Source organism: Xanthomonas sp. NCPPB 2586, from assembly GCF_041475775.2.
GTDB lineage: Bacteria > Pseudomonadota > Gammaproteobacteria > Xanthomonadales > Xanthomonadaceae > Xanthomonas > Xanthomonas campestris.
Genome location: NZ_CM192981.1, coordinates 3,386,572 through 3,404,279 on the forward strand (window position 1 = coordinate 3,386,572; position 17,708 = coordinate 3,404,279).

The 17,708-nt window shown below is 66.8% G+C and carries 17 protein-coding genes and 1 other RNA gene; 8 read left to right on the top strand and 10 right to left on the bottom strand.

The annotated features are described in order from the left end of the window. Nucleotides 1-6 precede the first annotated feature (6 nt). Nucleotides 7-708, bottom strand: coding sequence for a DUF998 domain-containing protein (locus ACCQ09_RS14690; RefSeq protein WP_070692640.1), 702 nt, complete (start codon nucleotides 706-708; stop codon nucleotides 7-9). Between the two features lie 258 nt (nucleotides 709-966). Between ACCQ09_RS14690 and mprF the strand changes: the two genes are divergently transcribed. Beyond that, complete coding sequence (gene mprF, locus ACCQ09_RS14695) at nucleotides 967-3,531, top strand: bifunctional lysylphosphatidylglycerol flippase/synthetase MprF (RefSeq protein ID WP_228428049.1); 2,565 nt, start codon at nucleotides 967-969, stop codon at nucleotides 3,529-3,531. 54 nt (nucleotides 3,532-3,585) lie between these two features. On the opposite strand, the gene ACCQ09_RS14700 is transcribed toward mprF, so the two are convergent. From ACCQ09_RS14700 to ACCQ09_RS14730, 7 genes are all read right to left on the bottom strand, one after another. Then, nucleotides 3,586-4,959 (bottom strand): virulence factor, encoded by a 1,374-nt coding sequence (locus ACCQ09_RS14700; RefSeq protein ID WP_040941576.1) that lies wholly within the window; start codon nucleotides 4,957-4,959, stop codon nucleotides 3,586-3,588. A gap of 69 nt (nucleotides 4,960-5,028) precedes the next feature. Then, complete coding sequence (locus ACCQ09_RS14705; RefSeq protein ID WP_012438846.1) at nucleotides 5,029-5,211, bottom strand: oxidoreductase-like domain-containing protein; 183 nt, start codon at nucleotides 5,209-5,211, stop codon at nucleotides 5,029-5,031. Nucleotides 5,212-5,388: 177 nt separating this feature from the next. Further along, a complete protein-coding gene (locus ACCQ09_RS14710) occupies nucleotides 5,389-5,991 on the bottom strand; it encodes an HD domain-containing protein (RefSeq protein WP_040941577.1) in 603 nt (200 codons plus the stop codon). A 35-nt stretch (nucleotides 5,992-6,026) separates the two neighbouring features. Further along, a complete protein-coding gene (gene thpR / locus ACCQ09_RS14715; RefSeq protein ID WP_228428051.1) occupies nucleotides 6,027-6,629 on the bottom strand; it encodes an RNA 2',3'-cyclic phosphodiesterase in 603 nt (200 codons plus the stop codon). A 403-nt stretch (nucleotides 6,630-7,032) separates the two neighbouring features. Then, nucleotides 7,033-7,488: a PA2169 family four-helix-bundle protein gene (locus tag ACCQ09_RS14720; RefSeq protein ID WP_011036511.1), complete on the bottom strand. Its 456-nt coding sequence runs from the start codon at nucleotides 7,486-7,488 to the stop codon at nucleotides 7,033-7,035. 239 nt (nucleotides 7,489-7,727) lie between these two features. After that, the gene (locus ACCQ09_RS14725; RefSeq protein ID WP_011036510.1) at nucleotides 7,728-7,904 is read right to left on the bottom strand and encodes a hypothetical protein; all 177 of its coding nucleotides are present in this window, start codon (nucleotides 7,902-7,904) and stop codon (nucleotides 7,728-7,730) included. A 173-nt stretch (nucleotides 7,905-8,077) separates the two neighbouring features. Further along, a complete protein-coding gene (locus ACCQ09_RS14730; RefSeq protein WP_228428053.1) occupies nucleotides 8,078-9,286 on the bottom strand; it encodes an MFS transporter in 1,209 nt (402 codons plus the stop codon). Between the two features lie 244 nt (nucleotides 9,287-9,530). Here ACCQ09_RS14730 and ACCQ09_RS14735 point away from each other — a divergent pair, with 244 nt between their 5' ends. Beyond that, a complete protein-coding gene (locus tag ACCQ09_RS14735) occupies nucleotides 9,531-10,625 on the top strand; it encodes an alkene reductase (protein WP_040941578.1) in 1,095 nt (364 codons plus the stop codon). Between the two features lie 418 nt (nucleotides 10,626-11,043). Further along, entirely contained in the window at nucleotides 11,044-12,099 is a 1,056-nt protein-coding gene (locus ACCQ09_RS14740; protein ID WP_012438851.1) for a L,D-transpeptidase, read from the top strand. A 248-nt stretch (nucleotides 12,100-12,347) separates the two neighbouring features. Here ACCQ09_RS14740 and ACCQ09_RS14745 read toward each other — a convergent pair. Beyond that, nucleotides 12,348-12,422, bottom strand: a non-coding RNA gene (locus ACCQ09_RS14745) — sX9 sRNA. 361 nt (nucleotides 12,423-12,783) lie between these two features. Between ACCQ09_RS14745 and ACCQ09_RS14750 the strand changes: the two genes are divergently transcribed. Beyond that, nucleotides 12,784-13,581, top strand: coding sequence for a DUF6491 family protein (locus tag ACCQ09_RS14750; RefSeq protein WP_162866391.1), 798 nt, complete (start codon nucleotides 12,784-12,786; stop codon nucleotides 13,579-13,581). A 138-nt stretch (nucleotides 13,582-13,719) separates the two neighbouring features. On the opposite strand, the gene ACCQ09_RS14755 is transcribed toward ACCQ09_RS14750, so the two are convergent. Then, nucleotides 13,720-14,055, bottom strand: a complete 336-nt coding sequence (locus tag ACCQ09_RS14755; protein WP_014507187.1) for a zinc ribbon domain-containing protein YjdM — start codon at nucleotides 14,053-14,055, stop codon at nucleotides 13,720-13,722. Between the two features lie 118 nt (nucleotides 14,056-14,173). On the opposite strand from ACCQ09_RS14755, the gene ACCQ09_RS14760 reads away from it, so the two are divergent. The 4 genes from ACCQ09_RS14760 (at nucleotide 14,174) to ACCQ09_RS14775 (ending at nucleotide 17,655) form a co-directional block, all read left to right on the top strand. Further along, the gene (locus ACCQ09_RS14760; protein ID WP_197708507.1) at nucleotides 14,174-15,136 is read left to right on the top strand and encodes a cation diffusion facilitator family transporter; all 963 of its coding nucleotides are present in this window, start codon (nucleotides 14,174-14,176) and stop codon (nucleotides 15,134-15,136) included. A 157-nt stretch (nucleotides 15,137-15,293) separates the two neighbouring features. After that, nucleotides 15,294-15,767 (top strand): FKBP-type peptidyl-prolyl cis-trans isomerase, encoded by a 474-nt coding sequence (locus tag ACCQ09_RS14765; protein ID WP_040941580.1) that lies wholly within the window; start codon nucleotides 15,294-15,296, stop codon nucleotides 15,765-15,767. A gap of 130 nt (nucleotides 15,768-15,897) precedes the next feature. Further along, on the top strand, nucleotides 15,898-17,280 hold the full coding sequence (locus tag ACCQ09_RS14770; RefSeq protein WP_228428056.1) for an Hsp70 family protein: 1,383 nt from the start codon (nucleotides 15,898-15,900) through the stop codon (nucleotides 17,278-17,280). Nucleotides 17,281-17,469: 189 nt separating this feature from the next. Next, nucleotides 17,470-17,655 carry a hypothetical protein gene (locus ACCQ09_RS14775; protein ID WP_008578219.1) on the top strand — a complete coding sequence of 62 codons (186 nt, stop codon included), beginning with the start codon at nucleotides 17,470-17,472 and terminating at the stop codon, nucleotides 17,653-17,655. Nucleotides 17,656-17,708 lie beyond the last annotated feature (53 nt).

The following is a 17,708-nucleotide window of genomic DNA, read 5'->3' on the forward strand; positions in this document are numbered from 1 at the left end:
GGCTTCCTACGGTTGGTTGACCCGGGCATTGTCACGCGAATGCGATGAACGTGCAGCGCGTGCCAGCCAACTGCCCACCAGCGTCAACCAGATCACGATCAGCACGATGGCGGTCTTCTGGCTGATGCCGCGTGGCGCGGTGTGCACGCTCACGTTGAACAGCAAGACCGCAAACGCCACCAGGCCCAGGCCGAAGGCCGGCACGAAGCGGCTGCGCCAGCGTGGGTCGTTGCGGAAATACCACGACTGCAGCAGCAGCCCGGCAATCACGCATAGAAACGCGGCCTGCGCGGACAACAGATGCACCATCAACGCCGCGTTCGGCGCCAGCGTCGGCATCCAGCTGTCGCCGATCGAGACTGCACTCAGGCCCAGTGCTGCGGCCCAGAACAAGCCCAGCACGGTGCGGCTGCGCGCAGTTGGCATCAGCGCGGCATGCAGGCCCAGCGCCAACCACGCCATGCTCGCGGCCAGCACGCAATAGGCGGTGCGCAGCACCAACCCGTAGGGCCCGTGCAGATACAGGCTCAGTTGCGCGCCCACCCAGTCCAGGTCGGCTCGCATCAGTTGCAGGGTCAGCACCAGCGCGACGAATGCCACGCCAACCACGGCGGCGGTGCTGCCGGCATGCGCGCTCCAGCGCGGCGGCGCGCCTGGCACGGCCTGTGCATCAGCTCCCCTGCCTTGCGCCACCTCACGTTTCAACATCCTGTCTGCACCTTCACTGCATCGCTTTGCATCGTTTCGTTCCAACCGCACGCATGCGCCCGTTTGGCCTATGATGCGCGCGGCCGTCCAGGGCCGACAATGTGTCGGCCCGATCGAACCCTGTGTTCACCCTCCACCGGCGCCCACGCGACCACGCTGCATGCATTCCCACGTTGTCCGGCCCATGCAGATCCTTCGCACTTGCTGCCTCCGCGGCGCGTGCGCACTCCCCTCCTTTCAGCAGATCCCGTTGCCCCCATGACGGATACCCCCGTGCCTTCCGAAGCGACCGCCAGCGGCTGGCGCCGTGCGCTGCCCGTGATCATCAGCCTGGCGATCCTGGCCATGGCGCTGCACGCGCTGTCCTCGCAATTCACCGATCACGGCTACCGCCAGATCCGGCAGGCGTTCCGCGCACTCGGCGCCGGCCAGATCGCGCTCACCTTGCTGCTTGGCCTGAGCAGCTATGCGTGCCTGGTGGGCTTTGACTGGGTGGGCCTCAAGCGCACCGGCAAGCGCCTGCATCCGGCGCGGGTGGGCATCACCGCCTTCATGGCGCACGCGGTGGGCCAGACACTGGGCTTTGCGGCACTCACCGGCGGCGCGGTGCGCTTGCGCGGCTACGGCAGCGTGGGGCTGACCCTGGCCGAGATCGGCCAGGTGGTGCTGATGAGCACGCTGGGCTTCATCTTCGGCGCCTGGGTGCTGCTCGGCATTGCGCTGATGCTGGAACCCGAAGCGGCCGCACGTGCACTGCCGATCGCCGCCGAAGGCATCCGCATCGCCGGCATCGCCTTGCTGGTGGGCTACGTGGCGATGCTGGTATTGGTGGGCAGGCACGGGCGCGAATTCGGCATCCGCAGCCATCGCTTCTGGCTGCCCGACCGCACCACCGTGCTGGGCGTGACCGCGCTCAGCGTGGTCGAACTGGGCCTGGCCGCGGCGGCGTTCTACGTGCTGCTGCCGCCCGATCCGGGCACCGGCTACTTCGGCTTCATCGGCATCTGGCTAGTGGCGGTGGTGGCCGGGCTGATCTCCACCGTGCCGGCCGGCCTGGGCGTGTTCGAGTGGAGCCTGCTCAAGCTGCTGCCGCATGTCACCCCGGCGGCGGTGCTGGCGGCCGCGCTGGCGTACCGGGTCACGTATTACATCGTGCCGTTGCTGATTTCGGTGGCCATGGCCGCGGCCACCGGCCTGCGTGCACCGGTGCGCGCCAGTGCCAGCACCGCACGCACGGTGTGGAAGACCTTGCGGCCGTGGCTGCCGCAGATCCTGGCCTTGGCGGTGTTCGCGGTAGGTGCGGCGCTGGTGATCGACGGCACCCTGCCCACGCCACGCGCACGTCAGGAGGTGGCGCCGCTGCCGCTGATCGAGACCTCGCACCTGCTGGTCAACCTGGGCGGCATGCTGCTGTTGCTGATCGGCCAGGGCCTGCAACGCCGCAGCCATTCGGCCTGGGTGCTGGCACTGGGCGTGTGCGTGTTGCTGCCGCCGCTGTCGCTGCTGCGCGGTAGCCATATCTCGGTGTCGCTGTCGGCCGCACTGGCCGCAGTGGCCTTGTGGGCGGCACGCCGGGAGTTCTATCGCCAGGGCGCGCTGCTGGACGAAGCCTGGTCGTGGCGCTGGCTGAGCAATCTGGGGCTGGTGCTGGTGGCCACGTTCTGGCTGTTGTTCTTCGTCTACAGCCATGTCGAATACAGCAACGACCTGTGGTGGCAGTTCGCCACCTCGGCCAATGCGCCGCGTGCGCTGCGTGCGCTGCTGATCCTGTGCGTGGGCGTGATCCTGTTCGGCACCGCACGCCTATTGCGCGGCGGTCGCCGGCCAATGCCGCCAGCCGATGCGCAAGCCTTGCAGGCCCTGGCACCGGTGCTGGCCAGCAGCGCCGACACCCAGGCCTGCCTGGCGCTCACCGGCGACAAGGCGTTCCTGCGTGATGAGAAGGGCCTGGGCTTTGTGATGATGCAGCGCTACGGCGGCTCGCTGATCTCGATGGGCGACCCGGTCGGGCCGCCGGAGGTGGCGCGTGCGCTGATCTGGCGCTTCCGCGAGGAAGCCGACCACATGGGCCTGCGCCCGGTGTTCTACCAGGTGGGCGAGAAATACTGGCAGACCTATCTGGACATGGGCCTGACCCTGGTCAAGCTGGGCGAAGAAGCGATCGTGCCGCTGGAGGGCTTCACCCTGGAAGGCCGCGACCGCGCCGACCTGCGCCAGGCCTGGAACCGCGGCAAGCGCGGCGGCCTGAGCTTCCGCATGCTGCAGCCCGAGCAGGTGGATGCGGTGATGGCAGAGCTGGGCGAGGTCTCCGAGCAATGGCTGGACGAAAAGGCCGGCGAAGAGAAAGGCTTCTCGCTGGGTAGTTTCGACCCGGACTACCTGCGCCGGTTTCCGATGGCGGTTGCCGAGGCGGAGGGCAAGATCGTGGCGTTCGCCAATGTGTGGTGCGCGCCTGCCGGCGGCGAGTTGTCGGTGGACCTGATGCGGCACAGCGCGCAGGCACCCAAGGGCACCATGGATTTCCTGTTTATCGAGCTGTTCCTGTGGGGCCATGCCAACGGCTACACGCGCTTCTCGCTGGGCATGGCACCGCTGTCGGGCCTGGCCGAGCATCGGCTGGCTGGCCGCTGGAATCGCTTCGCCAGCTTGGTGGCGCGGCATGGCGAACGCTTCTATGGCTTCAGCGGGCTGCGCCGCTTCAAATCCAAGTTCGCACCGACCTGGCGCCCACGCTATCTGGTCGCGCCCGGCGGCATGCATCTGCCCGCCGCGCTGCTGGATGTCACTCGGCTGATCTCGGTAGACCCGGGCCGGCAGGACTGACGCGATAACTGACCCGCGCACCGCGTGCGATCACGCGGTGCGCTGCCCTGCTCGTTACGGTTTCGACAGCGCGTGCAGCTGTTCCATGATCACCTTCGCCAAAGTCGCGTAATCGCCCTTGAAGTGATGATCGCCCGGCAGCACGACGCGCTTGGCCGTCTCCGCCGGCAGGCTTGGGCACAGCGCGTCTTCATCGTCCTGGCCGTAAATGCACACGGTGATGCCAGGCGGCAGGCGCTGCACTTCCGGGGCGATCGGCAAGCCGTCGTCGTCCGACCCCAGCCAGTTGCTGACATGGAACTCGTAGTCGGCCAGCTTGCCAACCGACAACAGCGCGGTCATGCGCAGGTTTTGCTTGGTGGGTGCGGGCAGCTTGTTGATGGCCGCCGGCAGCACGTCGGCACCTTGCGAGAAGCCGATCAGCACCACCCGCCGGCGCTGCCAACGCTGCGCATAGAACCGCGCGATGCGGTCCAGGTCGGTGGCGAATCCTTGCGGCGTGCGTTCGCTCCAGAAGTAGCGCAGCGAATCCAGTCCGACCACCGGAATGCCCTGCGCCACCAGCGCATCGGCAACCTCCTCGTCCAGCCCCGCCCAGCCGCCGTCACCGGAGACGAAGATGGCGAAGGTGTCGTCGTCGTTGTCGCCATCACCCCTGGCCGGCAATTCGACCACGGGCAGGTCTTCCAGGCCACCCGGCGGTGGCGGCAAGGCCACGCCTTTCTGCTCGCCCAGCGAGCGCGCCGCTGCGCGTAGCCCTGGCAAAATATCGCCCTGCTTGGAGCGCCGGAATGTCTGGGCCTGCGGAATCTGCTTGAGGAAGGCGTCTTCAGCAGCGGACGGGCAACGCGTGCCCTGGCTGCTGGCAAGCACCCACGGAATCTGCAACGGCGCCGGCACCAGGCTGTTGCTGCCCGGGCGCACGCCCGGCTGGCAGATCGCCTGATCCGACACCGCCGCCGGGCACAGGCCGTCGGTCAGCACGCCGGCGAGCGTGTGCGGCTTGGCCTGCGCAGCGATCGCGTAGGCCAGCGCGGCGCCTTCGCCATCGCCCACCAGCAGCGGCAGCCGATAGGTGGGGATGTGATAGAAGGCCTGCAGGTAGCGCGAGAAATTCTCCACATCGCCCACCGAGAACGCGCAGGCACCACCATCCTTGTGCACCACGCCATACAGATGTGCGGTGTCCACCAGCGCCACCATCGCACCGTCGGCACGCAGCGCTTCGGCCTGGGCCTTACGGGTGGCCGTATTGCCGTTGCCGGCCAGCCAGATCACCACGCGTTGTGGCTCGCCCTTGGGCATCAGCACCGGAATCTGCTCGAAACGCCCGTGGCTGGCCGCCTGCGGTGCCTGTGCGGCGGCCATGCCGGAGAGCGCCACTGCCGCCGCGCCGCAAAGCGCGCTCCACATCTCAAGTCGTCGCATGTCGCACCATCGGGAAGAGTGGGCCAAAGATAATCGTTCCACGTGCTGCCGCGAAGCGCGTTGCTTCGCTCACGGCGCAGCCGCAGGCTGGCGTGCTTGCCAGGCGGCCAGCGCGGCGCGGTAACGCGCCAGCTCCTCGGCGTACAGGTCATGCACGCACAGGGGGCAACCGCTCTCGCAGCACTCGTTGGGGCCCGGCGGTTGCGGCGGCTGCGGGCGTGGATCGTGGTGAGAAGAAGCGCCGTCGTGCATGTGGCAAGTGTACCGCGCACGCTGACTGGGCCTTGGAACGCTCATTCAACGGAGCGAGTAATCGTCAGGCAGGTGCGCACAGCGCGGCGGAAGCGAAGCATGCGGGGGAGTGAGGATTTTGAGTGCAGCCCGCGTCCGCCCGGAGGCTGCGCAATCGTGTTGATCGCTGCGCGTGGCCTAGCGGCCCAGCCGCCGGCGCAGGTTGGCCCGCGCGGCGGCATCGCAGCGCGCGTGGAAGTCATCGCTGAGGAAGATGCGCGGGCGCTTGAGCAGCCCGGCCAGGAAACGGCCGCGGTTGAGCCGGAACAGCAGGCTGGGCACCACCCCACGGTATTCCTCGGCAATTCCGCGGTCGTAGGCGTCGAACACCTCGGCCGGCGCAGCAAGAATGGCCATATCGCAATCCAGGAACAGCGCCGCGTCGGCATCCACGTCCTGCGGCTGCAGCTGGCCGTGCCGGGCGGTGAGCAGGATCAGCGCCTGGACCCGGGCCAGGTCCACCGGCGCCTGCGGCCACCATTGCGGAATACAGGCCAGCGCCCAGTCCGCCGAGCGGGCTTCGTTGTCGCTGCGGCCGGGCACGTACACCGCATCGTGGAACAGCACCGCCAGCCACACTTCCACCGGCTGCTGCCATCCTGGCCCTGCCGCAACTTCGGCGTAATGCTGCAGCACGGCCCGCACGTGGCCGAAGTGGTGGTAGGCGCGCGGCGGCGTGGCATAGGCCTGTTCCAGCGCGGCCAGATGGTCAGGCGATAACGGAAGCGGTGTGGAGTCCATGCGCGCAGGCTAACGCGTTGATGCCGGCGTGCACATCAGCGCAGTGACCAGCGCCCTTCGATCTGGTAACGCGACTGGCCAAGAAAGCTGCGCACCAGGGCGAAGTCGGTGACGGTCCAGCGCAACGGGTCGCAGCGGCGTTGCGGCAGGGACTGATTGCAGTAGAGCAAGGTCATGTGCGGGGTGTATTGCGCATCGCCGGCAATGCCCACGTGCGCCACTTGCCGGCCCAGCGCGCCTTGCAGGTCGTACAGCCCGCGCACCTGCTCTTCGCCACGCAATACGCACGGTAGTTGTGAGCGGCGTCCACCGAATGTGCCCACGCGGTCGAACTCCACCTCGAACGCTTGCTGCGCCACGCGTTCGGCGGCCTGGCTGGCACGCGCCACCAGCGATGGTGGCAGGCCGCCGGCGTAATCGCCCAGATGATGCAAGGTGACATGCAAGCGCTCCGGCGCCAGCGGCTTGCCTTCGACCAGCCCGGCCTGCAGCAGCGCACTGCCGATCTGTGCGGCATGCTTGGCAGTGGCGGCATCGGTCATCACCGCAAAAAACAGGCGCTCGGTGGTCTTTTCTTCGCCCAGGCCCAGCGACAGCTGCGCTTCGGCGGAGGACAGGTACAGGAACTGCTGCTGCATGGGATCAATCCACGACCGCGGGCGCCGGCCTGCCTGAACAAGGGCGGCGGATACTAGCAGAACCGCTCACGCTGCAGAACACAGGGCGTGTTGGTGCTTGCTGATGACAGCGCTGATGCTGGGTGACTGGGGTCGTCAACGCATCGACACGCGCAACGTAGATGACGCGACGTGCCACATCGCCTGCGTCACCCAAGGCGAGCGACGTGCGCGCTGCGCATCGACAAAGTGCTGCCGGCCATACGCGACACATGCCCGTAGCACTGCTCGTACCACGCAACAACTCAGGACAACTCGCCAGCACCCACACAAAAAGAAACGGGCAGCTCGCGCTACCCGTTTCCGCCTCTATCGTTGACTTCCCGAAGCTGCACCATGCGGTGCATCCGGTCACGCTGTCGTGTTACGCAGCGCTCTTCATCGCGTGCTTGCGATTGCGCATGACGTCATGGCAGGCGCGCACTTCCGGCAGCAGGCGCAGCGCGGCGTCGCGTGCGGCAGCCGGGGTGTCCTGGTCGGCGATGGTTTCGTCGAACGCCTTCAGCAGGCGGTCTTCGGACTCTTCCAGCTCGGCCACGTAGCCGTACTTGGTGTCGCCCAGCGTGGCGCGCACCTTGCCGTAGAACTGCTGCATGCTGCCGACCATGGTGCCGTGGGTTTCCGGCTTGCCGCCAACCGACGCAACCACGCTGCTCAGGTTGCTGACGATGTCGGACTTCACGCCTGCAATGCGGCGGAACAGCGTTGCCAGTTCGGCATCGCCCACCTTGCTTGCGGCTTCTTCGTAGAAGTCCTTGCCGTCGCGGGAAATGGCGATCAGGTCGTTGAGGCTATGCTCGGTCTTGCTCTGGATGCTCATATGTCACTCCTGTGTTGCAGGTGGTCCAGCGCTGCGCACGCTCGTTACTGTCATGCGCTGCGGCGGAAGAAAGGGGTTTCAATCATTCCGTGTCACTGCGGTGTCGCTGTGTGCGGCCTCATCCTGGTCTTGCCGCCATAAGCCGTGTGTGAGTGATTGCCCCGCTGTCCTCACGCGGCCGTGCCTGCCATGAACATCGATTCATTCAATGCAAGCGGCCTGGACTGAAGTGATATGCATCAGCCGTCCTTGGGCAATTTGCTGGCCCACATGTTGTCGACCAGATTCGGATAGCGCCGCCCCGCCGCATCGGCGCGCGCCTTGGCTGCAGCCTTCTGTGCATCGCTCAACGGCGTGCTGCCGGTACGACGCTTGGGCGCTGCACGCGTCCAGGGTGGTGGAGTTGGAGTGGTCACCGCGGCACGCTCACTGTGTTGGAAAGCAGCAGTCTCGGCAGCGTGCCGTGAGCTAGCCGTGCAGCGCTGCAAGCGCACGCTTGCAACTGCGGCGCCATATCGCATGCAGTGCCGCTGCGACTTAGAGCAGCTATCAAAACTACTGCGCAGCCGCCAGGTTTTGTTAGACGCTCTTAGTAGCTGGCTGCCAGCGCGCGCTGGCGACGTTCCTGCCACACCGCGCAGCTGTAGACCAACAAGCCGCCCAGTGCGGTGGCCGCACCGACATAGCCGGTGGAGGTCCAGCCCCACCCCGCCGTGATCGCCATGCCCCCCAGCCACGGCCCCAAGGCGTTGGCGGTGTTGAACGCGGCATGATTGGACGCGGCGGCCAGGGTTTGCGCTTCTGCGGCCACGTCCATCAACCGGGTCTGCAGGGCCGGCGCGAGTGCGCCCATGGTGCCGACCGCCACGATTGACACGAACACCCAACTGCTCGACAACGCCGCCAACGGGAAGGTCAACATCACCACGATCGACCACACCAGCAACACCGGCACCGCGCGGAACTGCATGCGGTCGAACAACCACCCGCCAAGAATGCTGCCGAGCACGCCGCCCACGCCGAAGGCCGCCATGGCCAGCGGAATGCGCGCAGGCGCCACACCGGTCACGGCGGTGAGCGTGGGCGCCAGATAACTGAAGACGCAGAACATGCCGGAAAAACCTACTGCGCCAATTGCCAGCGCAAACCACACCTGCGGCTGATTGAACGCGCGCATCTCGCGCAGGGGTTGTTGGCGCGGTTCGTCCGGTGCCGGCGGCAGCAACACCGCAACTGCAGCGACCGTGCCCAACGCAATCACCGACACCGCCGCATACGCCCAACGCCAGCTCAGGCTCTGGCCAAGCCAGGTGGCCAACGGGTTGCCGACCAGCAGCGCCACGCTCAGGCCCAGCAACACACGCCCCACCGCAGTGGCGCGCTGGTTGGGCGGGCTGATCGACGCCGCCACCAACGAGGCCACACCGAAATACGCCCCATGCGGCAGGCCGGCAATGAAGCGGCATAGCAACATGGTGTGGTAACTCGGCGCCAACGCGCTGGCCAGGTTGCCCAGCGCATAGAACACCATCAGCAGCAGCAACAAGGTGCGTCGCGGCCAGCGCGCGCCCAGGATCGCCAGCAGCGGCGCGCCCACCACCACGCCCAGTGCGTACGCGCTGATCACATGCCCCACCTGCGGCTCGCTGATCTGCAGCCCATTCGCAATCTGCGTCATCAGGCCCATCGTGGAGAACTCACTGATGCCGATGGCAAACCCGCCCATCGCCAGTGCCAGCAGGATCAGCACGTAGTCGCGGCGAGGCACGCGCGGCGTTGAAGCATCGTTGGAAGACATGCCCGGGTCCACAATGGCGAGCCGCCCATTATTGTGCAATGCAGCATCTGGCGAAAGGCGCGCCGTCGCCTTGGTTCAGCACACGCCTCGTGACACATCACAGAATGCGCTGAAACACGTTACAAAAGACGCACTGTCCCATCGATGCAGCCTCGAATACAGATCAGTCCGCCACCATCGCTGGGAGGCCTACGTCATTGGCAAGATCGCGACGTACGCATTTTCTCCTTCAACCTGGCGACCGATGTCCACTTCCACTCCTTCCCCGTTGTTTTCGCCGGTGCGCCTGGGCGCGCTGGATCTATCCAACCGCGTGATCATGGCGCCGCTGACGCGCAACCGCGCCGTTGCTGGCGCAGTGCCGTCGCCGCTGGCGGTGGAGTACTACGCCCAGCGCGCCACTGCCGGCCTGATCATCGCCGAAGGCACCCAGATCAGCCCGCTCGGTCAAGGCTACCTGGATACCCCCGGCATCCACACGCCCGCGCAGGTCGAAGGCTGGCGCGCGGTCACCGATGCTGTGCACCGGCAGGGCGGCAAGATCGCGCTGCAGCTGTGGCACGTGGGCCGCGTCTCGCACACCAGCCTGTTGCCGCCGGGCGAAGTGCCGGTGGCCCCTAGCGCCATCCGCTCCACCGGCAAGACCTTCACCGCGCAGGGCTTTTCTGATGTCTCCGAGCCGCGTGCACTGGCGCTGGAGGAAATTCCCGCGCTGATCGAGGACTACCGCGCAGCCGCGCGTAACGCCATCGACGCCGGCTTCGACGGCGTGGAAGTGCACGCGGCCAACGGCTACCTGATCGACCAGTTCCTGCGCGACGGTTCCAACCAGCGCACCGATGCCTACGGCGGCGATATCGAAAACCGCACGCGCCTGCTCACCGAAGTGGTGCAGGCCATTGCCGACGAGATCGGCGCCGAGCGCACCGGTGTGCGGCTCTCGCCGGTGACGCCGGTGTATGACATGCACGACTCCGACCCGCAGGCCTTGTTCGAGCGCGCGGTGGAGCGGCTGAACCTGATCGGCGGGCTGGCTTTCGTGCACGTGATCGAAGGCGCCACCGGCGGCCCGCGCGACAACATCGCCTTCGACTACACCGCACTGCGGGCCAAGTTCGATGGCGCATGGATCAGCAATAACGGCTATGACAAGGCGATGGCCGAACAGGCGATCAGCCGTGGCGACACCGATGCGGTCTCCTTCGGCCGTGCCTACATTGCCAACCCGGACCTGGTACGCCGCCTGCGCGAGGACGCGCCGCTGGCGGAACCGAACCAGGCCACGCTGTACGGCGGCGGCGCCGAAGGCTACACCGACTACCCGGCACTGCCGGCGTAACCGCACCGCTGCCCGGTCGCCACGAGTGGTGATCGGGTAGCGGCGTTTTTTCTTTGAGCAGCCGCAGCCGAGTGTTGCCGCTGCAAACAAACGCAGCAAGTCACAAGCACACACGCACGTGGCTCATCGACACAGATGACTGCGATAGCGCTGATCGCGCGCAGATGCCGTTGCACATGCACGACAACACCGAGCGGCAACGCCGGTGCCACGCCCAACCTGCACACGCTGCGTCGCAACGCGCACAGTGGACACCGACAGCGCATGGCAGACCGCAGCTGGCTCCCGCGCCCTTCAACCGTCGTCTTCGGACCGGCATCAGCAACCAACAGCGCATCGCCTACCGCGCCACCACAAGCTGCGCGAACATGACGCACACGCGCAGCCCGGCTAGGATCGTGCGACATGATTTTCGGGAATGCCCATGCGCCGCCTGCTCCCTGCCCTGCTGTTGTGTGCACTGCTGTTCTGCGACCAGGCAGCTGCGGTGCCGTTCTGGGGCGCGCGCCAATCCAGCCCTGCCGAAACCCCGCCGGACCAGCTCAAGCCCGGTGAATGGATCTGGGGCGGCGTGAGCAAGGGCTGGGGGCCGATGGCAGTGATCGTCAGCCTCACCGAGCAACGCGCCTATGCGTATCGCAACGGCATCCTGATCGGCGTGTCCACCATCAGCTCCGGCAAGCCCGGGCACGAGACGCCTACCGGCGTATTCACCATCCTGCAAAAGGACAAGGACCACCGTTCCAGCATCTACAACGCCGCGCCGATGCCCTACCAGCAGCGGCTCACCTGGGATGGCGTGGCGCTGCATGCCGGCGGCCTGCCCGGCTATCCGGAATCGCATGGCTGCGTGCATCTGCCGTCCGAGTTCGCCCGCCTGCTGTTCGACAACTCCAACATGGGCATGGTGGTGGTTGTGGCGCAGGCCGGCGTGGATGCCGATGCGGTGGTGCACCCGCGCGCGCTCAGCCCGATCGACCCCTCCACCGGTGCGCAGCGCCCGCTGTTGCCGCTGCCCAGCGGGCAGACCTATGCCTGGCAGCCCGAGCTCGCACCCACCGGCCCGATCTCGATGCTGGTCAGCAGCAGCGACCAGCAACTGGCGGTGTATCGCAACGGGGTGGAAATCGGCCGCGCCCGCGCGGTGCTGCACGCAGCTGCCGATGCCGCGCCCCTGGGCACGCAGGCCTTCATCGTTGGCCAGGGCTTCTTGCCCGGCGAGGTGCCTGGGCTGCCCGGCGTGCGCATGCCCAACTGGATGCGCATCGGCATTCCCGGCAGCGCGGCGGCCGCTGGGCAGGCGCTGGATGCGAACACCATCGCGCGGCTGCAGGTGCCGCCGGCGTTTCTCGCCAACCTGCTGCCGCTGCTGACGCCGGGCGTGGTGCTGGTGGCCACCGATCAACACATCCTGCCGGAGACCACTGGCGGCAAACTGCAGGTGCTGGATTCGGATCCGCCGGAAGCGCCGTAGCGCGGGCAATGGCCGGTGAGAATCGCAGGGATACGTCGACCTTCGCCGTACCGAAGCGACGCACGGCATGACCGAAGCGACGTCGGTCCGGGTGCGCAGGTAGTCGCCTTCGACGAAGTTGCAGCAGAGCACACCGAGCGGCGTGGCGGTGACCTCGCCTACGGCAGTGAGCGGCTTATCGACTGCCCCGATGACGCACAAGCGGCGTGCCGTCCGACCAACCGAATGGTTGGAACTTCAGTAAGAGCGGCTAACAAAACGTAGCGAGCAGTCGTCAGGTGGGTGCGGACGGCGCGGAGGAACCGGAATGTACGTGGGTACATGCCGATTCCGAGCACCGGCTGCGCCCGCCTGGCGGCTGCGCAGTCGTTTTGATAGCTGCTCTAAGTCGTTGCGCGTGCCACCCTGCAGCTCAAGGCCGCGATCACTGCCACGGTCGCCGCGCTCAACGCCGGCTTGGCCGCCGCGAACGATCCAACCTGACTCTGCACAGCGCGCCACCGCATGCGCCAAGCAGCACGCTCCCACGTGGTGGTCAGGCAGCGGATGCGCAGCGGCGCACGCACGCTTCGCCGTGCCTCCAGACCGCTAAATACGCCACCGTTCTCCTTCCCAACCAACGCTGCAGTCGTGATTGCCACACCGGCGCCGCGCGGTGATGATGCAGCTACCTCATTGCCAAGGATGTGCGTGATGCGCCAACGATTGCTCGCCCTGTTGTGTGCCGCGTTGTACGCCGCCGCGTCGCCATCGCGCGCCGATGAGATGCGCCCGGCTGCGCCCGACGCCACTTGCCTGGATGCACGCCAGGTGGCCGAACTGCAGCAGGCCGATGCCCGCACGTTGGCGGTGACCGGCCAGCAAGGCCGCCTGTTCCGCCTGCGCCTGGCCGAGGACTGCCCCGACATTGCCAACCAGACCGGCGCGTCGTTACTGGCTGCGCATGGCTGGGTCTGCAACGGCGCGGCCGCGTTTGTGGGCACCGGCACGCAGCGCTGCGCCATTACCCAGGTGGAACCGATCGATGCACGGACATACGCCAGCATCGCGCGTTACCGCGCAACCGATGGCACCGCCACGCTGGATCCGGTGACCGTCCGGCAGAGCCGCCGCCGCAACTTCGCCGGTTCTTCCAGCTATTGTTTCAATCCCAGCATGCTGCGCTCGTGGTCGGAGGACCCCGATGGCCTGCTGGTCGAAGTCTCCGCGCGCCATCCCGGCACACACCGGTACTACCGTGTGGAGCTCCTGGACAGTTGCCGTGAGCTCAGCGGCGCGCCGCCCATCCAGTTTGTTTCCGGCATGGGCATCAATACCATCTGCGGCAATCCAGGCGACAAGGTGACCGTGCTCGACGAGCTCAGCCTGGCCGGCGCGGCGGCCGGCTCCGGCCAGCAAGGCGAGTTCGCCACCAGCCGCGGCGGGATGCTCGCCCGCCTGCGCCAGAGCTGCACCATCGCAGCGGTGTATCCGCGCGATTGAGTCGTCCGACGTCGCGATATACACCTGGCTTTGTGGGAGCGCGCTTGCGCGCGATGGGGCGTCACCGATAACGCTCTATCGCGCGCAAGCGCGCTCCTACAACGTGTTCCAGATCCACCAAGCGCTCTAGATCGCGGCTCAGGCCTTGCGCAGGAAGCAGGTCTTCAGCACCAGGCCCTTGATCTTGTCGGAGTTGCCTTCGATGTGCTCGGCATCGTCCTCGACCAGGCGGATATTGCGGATCACCGTGCCCTGCTTGAGCGGAATCGACGAGCCCTTGACCTTGAGGTCCTTGATCACGGTGACGGTGTCGCCGGCGTTGAGCACATTGCCGTTGCTGTCGCGCACGACCACCGCGTTAGCCGGCGCCTCGGCGGCGCTCCACTCGAAACCGCAATCGGCGCAGATCCACAGCGCGCCATCGGCATAGGTGTTGTCCAGACTGCATTGCGGACAGGCGGGCGCGGTGGACATGGGCTTCCTTACGAACACAAAGAGGGCGTGGATTGTAGCCGCAGCCTGCCGCGATCACGCATCGGCCACGGCAGCGGCGCGATAGTGCGTCGCCTCCCCCGGTAGTCGCAGGTTGCCCGTGTCCAACAAGCCCAGTGGTTCGCATCTGGTCGTCTACGTGGCGTTGGCAGGCAATCTGGCCATCGCCGTGGCCAAATTCATCGCCGCCGGCATCTCCGGCAGCTCGGCCATGCTGAGCGAAGGCGTGCACTCGCTGGTGGACACCATCAATGAAGTGCTGTTGCTGTACGGCCTGCGCCGCGCGGCACGTGCGCCCACGCCCACGCATCCGTTCGGCTACGGGCGTGAGCTGTATTTCTGGAGTTTCATCGTGGCGCTGCTGGTGTTCGCGATGGGTGCCGGCGTTTCGCTGTACGAAGGCATCGTGCATCTGCGCAATCCCGAACCGGCCAGCAGCCATTGGCTGGCGTACAGCGTGCTGGGTGTGTCGATCGTGTTCGAGGGCATCTCGTGGGTGGTGGCGTTTCGCGAGTTCCGCGCCAAGAAGGGGCGCATGGGCTATTTCCAGGCGTTTCGGCAGAGCAAGGATCCCAGCACCTTCACCGTGCTGCTGGAAGACAGCGCCGCGCTGGTCGGTCTGTTCATGGCGCTGCTGGGCGTTGCCGGCGCGCAGCTGTTCAACATGCCCCAGCTCGATGGCATCGCCTCCATCGGCATCGCCTGCGTGCTGGCGTTCACGGCGTTTCTGCTCGCACGTGAGACCAAGGGCCTGTTGATCGGCGAACCTGCGCATGCGCACGTGACCGACTCATTGCTGGCCATCGCCGCGGCCGATCCAGACGTGCGCGCGGCCAATGGCGTGCTCACCATGCAGATGGGCCCCAACCAGGTGGTTGCAGCGCTCAGCGCCGAATTCGAAGACACCCGCACCACGCCGCAGATCGAAGCCTGCATCGGCCGCATCGAAGCGGCGGCCAAGCAGAAACATCCCGAAGTCACCGCCCTGTTCGTCAAGCCGCAGACGCCGGAAACCTGGCGTGCACGGCGTGCGCAGATCGAGCGCGGCGCGCAAGCCGAGTAGCGCAGGCGCGTGTGCACCAAGCTGATCCTGCCGTAACCCGCACGCGCGGTCGCGGTTGCATCGGCTGTATCGATTGCCTACCGTTGTGGTGCGCCATCGTCTCGCATCGTGATCTGACCGATGCACTCCCCTTGTACTCAATCAATGGAGGTTTCCCATGGAAATCACCCAGGGTCGCGTTGCGACCATTCACTACACCCTCTCCGATGACAGCGGCCAGGTGCTCGATCGCTCCACGCCCGACACCCCGCTGAGCTATCTGCACGGTGCCGGCAACATCGTGCCGGGCCTGGAACAGGCACTGGACGGCAAGCGCACCGGCGACACGCTCACCGCCGATGTCGCGCCGGAACAGGGCTACGGCCCGCGCCATGCGCAACTCATCCAGCACGTGCCGCGCGAAGCCTTCCCGAGCGACGTTGAGGTGGTTCCGGGCGCGCAGTTCGAAGCGCGCACCCAGCAGGGGCCGGTGATGGTCACCGTCACCGAGGTCGGCCCGGAGCAGGTCACCGTGGACGGCAATCACCCGCTGGCCGGGCAAACCCTGCATTTCGCCGTGGAAGTGACCGCGGTGCGCGAGGCCACCACCGAAGAACTCGACCAGGGCCACGTCACCGACATCGCCGCCTGAGGCGCTGCGCCGCGCGCCAGGGGTGCGCGGCGCTCCCGCCAGCGCAGGCCGCAGACCGGCCCTGAGGCCTGCCGCAACGGCAGGCAGGCAGCCGTAGTAAAGTGCGCGGCCCGCTCACAGGCGCGCCCGCATGAAACTCGGCATCGACTTCGGTACCAGCAACTCCGCCGCGGCGGCCATCGTCGACGGCAAGGTGGTCCCGGTGCGCTTTGGCGAGGCATTGCAGTTCCGCACCACCGTGTATTTCCCGGAGATCATGCGTGACCCGGATGATTTCAGCCTGACGCCGGCGCTGGAATACGAACTCGAACGCCTGATCGATGCCGGACGCCGCGACGCGGCCGCCGCCGGGCGCAGCCCCAGCCAGGACAGCCTGCGCCGCGACGCCCTGCGGGTGGTGCGCCGGCAATGGATGGAAGAACAAATACGTGCGCCGCGCAGTTCCGCAGCATTGCTGCAGAACGCGGTCTATGGCGACGAGGCGCTGGATGCGTATTTCCTGGAAGGCGAAGGCAACCTGGTGCAGAGCCCAAAGTCGATGCTGGGCTACAACCTGCATCCGCGCGCGCGCCAGACCATTACCGGCATTGCCACGCATGTACTGGAACACATTCGGCTGACCGCCTCGCAGCAATTCGATCACAACATCCGCAGTGCCACGCTGGGCCGCCCGGTGCAGTTCCGCAGCTCCATCGGCGAGGCCGGCAACGCACAGGCGCTGGAGATCCTGCAGACCGCAGCGATCGCCGCCGGCTTCGACCAGGTGGATTTCCTCGAAGAACCTGCGGCCGCAGCAATGCATTACCACGTCAGCCATGCCACCTGGCACGACACGGTGGTGGTGGATATTGGCGGCGGCACTACGGATGTCGCGCATGCCAGCGTGGGCGGCAGCGCGCCCCCGCAGGTGCACCGCGCGTGGGGCATTGCGCGCGGCGGTACCGACATCGACCTGGCCTTGAGCTTGGCCGCCTACATGCCGTTGTTCGGGCGTGGCATCACGCGTGTCCCGGCGCACCACTACGTCGAGGCGGCGATGGTGCAGGACATGACGCGCCAGCGCGAATTCCGGCTGCACAAGTATCAGGACGTGCCGGCACCGTTCGATCGTCGCCTGCAGGCCCTGCAGGAGACCGGCAATACCGCACGCCTGTACCGCGGGGTGGAAGCCTGCAAGATTGCGTTGAGCGAGCACGACCGGCACAGCGCAGTGCTGGACTTCATCGAGCGCGACCTGACGGTGGACGTCGACGCGGCCGCCCTGGTCGGGGCCGCTTCCAATTACCTGCGCGAACTGGAAGGCCTGTTGGCCCAGGTCAACGCAGACCTGAGCGCCGCGCCGGAAACGGTGTTCCTGACCGGCGGCATGTCGCGCGCCGGCTATATCCGCGACACCGTGGCAGCGGCGTTCCCGGCCTCGCGCCTGGTCCATGGCGACCCGTCGTTCGGCGTGGTGCAAGGCTTGGCCTGGGCCACCGCGGGTGCCGGCGAGGCCCAGCCCGCGGTCGTTTAACGAAACTCTACATCGCCCCGACTAGACTGCGCGGTTGCTGCCGGACGCCCCGCCGTCTTGCCTGCAAGGCACGCTCCGCCGTGCCGCCGTGACCACGCACCGAACGTGATCGCACTCTTCGACACCGCTTCCGCGCGCGCACCCTAGCCGCACGCGGTGTCCTTGCACTTCCCCGCTACAGGAGGCCACATGGCACGTCCCGCGACCAAGCAGAAATCCCAGCCCAGCATCGCTCGCAGCGAAGGTAAGTCGCAGCCGCTCAGCCGTGAGCGTATCGCTGCCGACATCGCCGCGTTTCGCAAGACCGGCGGCCGGATCGAAGTGCTCACCACCAACTTCGGCCCCGCCCGCAACGACGGCGACAAGAGCGCCTGAGTTCGACCGACGTGCTGCCCTACGGGGCGGCACGTCGTGCTGCACTGTCATGG

Excerpts from the sequence above, each read along its gene's own strand:
- ACCQ09_RS14750 (WP_162866391.1), top strand. The coding sequence starts at position 12,784 with ATGTGCGTGATGCGCCAACGATTGCTCGCCCTGTTGTGTGCCGCGTTG.
- ACCQ09_RS14735 (WP_040941578.1), top strand. The coding sequence starts at position 9,531 with ATGTCCACTTCCACTCCTTCCCCGTTGTTTTCGCCGGTGCGCCTGGGC.
- ACCQ09_RS14730 (WP_228428053.1), bottom strand. The coding sequence starts at position 9,286 with ATGTCTTCCAACGATGCTTCAACGCCGCGCGTGCCTCGCCGCGACTAC.
- ACCQ09_RS14755 (WP_014507187.1), bottom strand. The coding sequence starts at position 14,055 with ATGTCCACCGCGCCCGCCTGTCCGCAATGCAGTCTGGACAACACCTAT.
- ACCQ09_RS14700 (WP_040941576.1), bottom strand. The coding sequence starts at position 4,959 with ATGCGACGACTTGAGATGTGGAGCGCGCTTTGCGGCGCGGCGGCAGTG.
- ACCQ09_RS14765 (WP_040941580.1), top strand. The coding sequence starts at position 15,294 with ATGGAAATCACCCAGGGTCGCGTTGCGACCATTCACTACACCCTCTCC.
- ACCQ09_RS14705 (WP_012438846.1), bottom strand. The coding sequence starts at position 5,211 with ATGCACGACGGCGCTTCTTCTCACCACGATCCACGCCCGCAGCCGCCG.
- mprF (WP_228428049.1), top strand. The coding sequence starts at position 967 with ATGACGGATACCCCCGTGCCTTCCGAAGCGACCGCCAGCGGCTGGCGC.
- ACCQ09_RS14740 (WP_012438851.1), top strand. The coding sequence starts at position 11,044 with ATGCCCATGCGCCGCCTGCTCCCTGCCCTGCTGTTGTGTGCACTGCTG.
- ACCQ09_RS14770 (WP_228428056.1), top strand. The coding sequence starts at position 15,898 with ATGAAACTCGGCATCGACTTCGGTACCAGCAACTCCGCCGCGGCGGCC.
- ACCQ09_RS14775 (WP_008578219.1), top strand. The coding sequence starts at position 17,470 with ATGGCACGTCCCGCGACCAAGCAGAAATCCCAGCCCAGCATCGCTCGC.
- ACCQ09_RS14710 (WP_040941577.1), bottom strand. The coding sequence starts at position 5,991 with ATGGACTCCACACCGCTTCCGTTATCGCCTGACCATCTGGCCGCGCTG.
- ACCQ09_RS14720 (WP_011036511.1), bottom strand. The coding sequence starts at position 7,488 with ATGAGCATCCAGAGCAAGACCGAGCATAGCCTCAACGACCTGATCGCC.
- thpR (WP_228428051.1), bottom strand. The coding sequence starts at position 6,629 with ATGCAGCAGCAGTTCCTGTACCTGTCCTCCGCCGAAGCGCAGCTGTCG.
- ACCQ09_RS14690 (WP_070692640.1), bottom strand. The coding sequence starts at position 708 with ATGTTGAAACGTGAGGTGGCGCAAGGCAGGGGAGCTGATGCACAGGCC.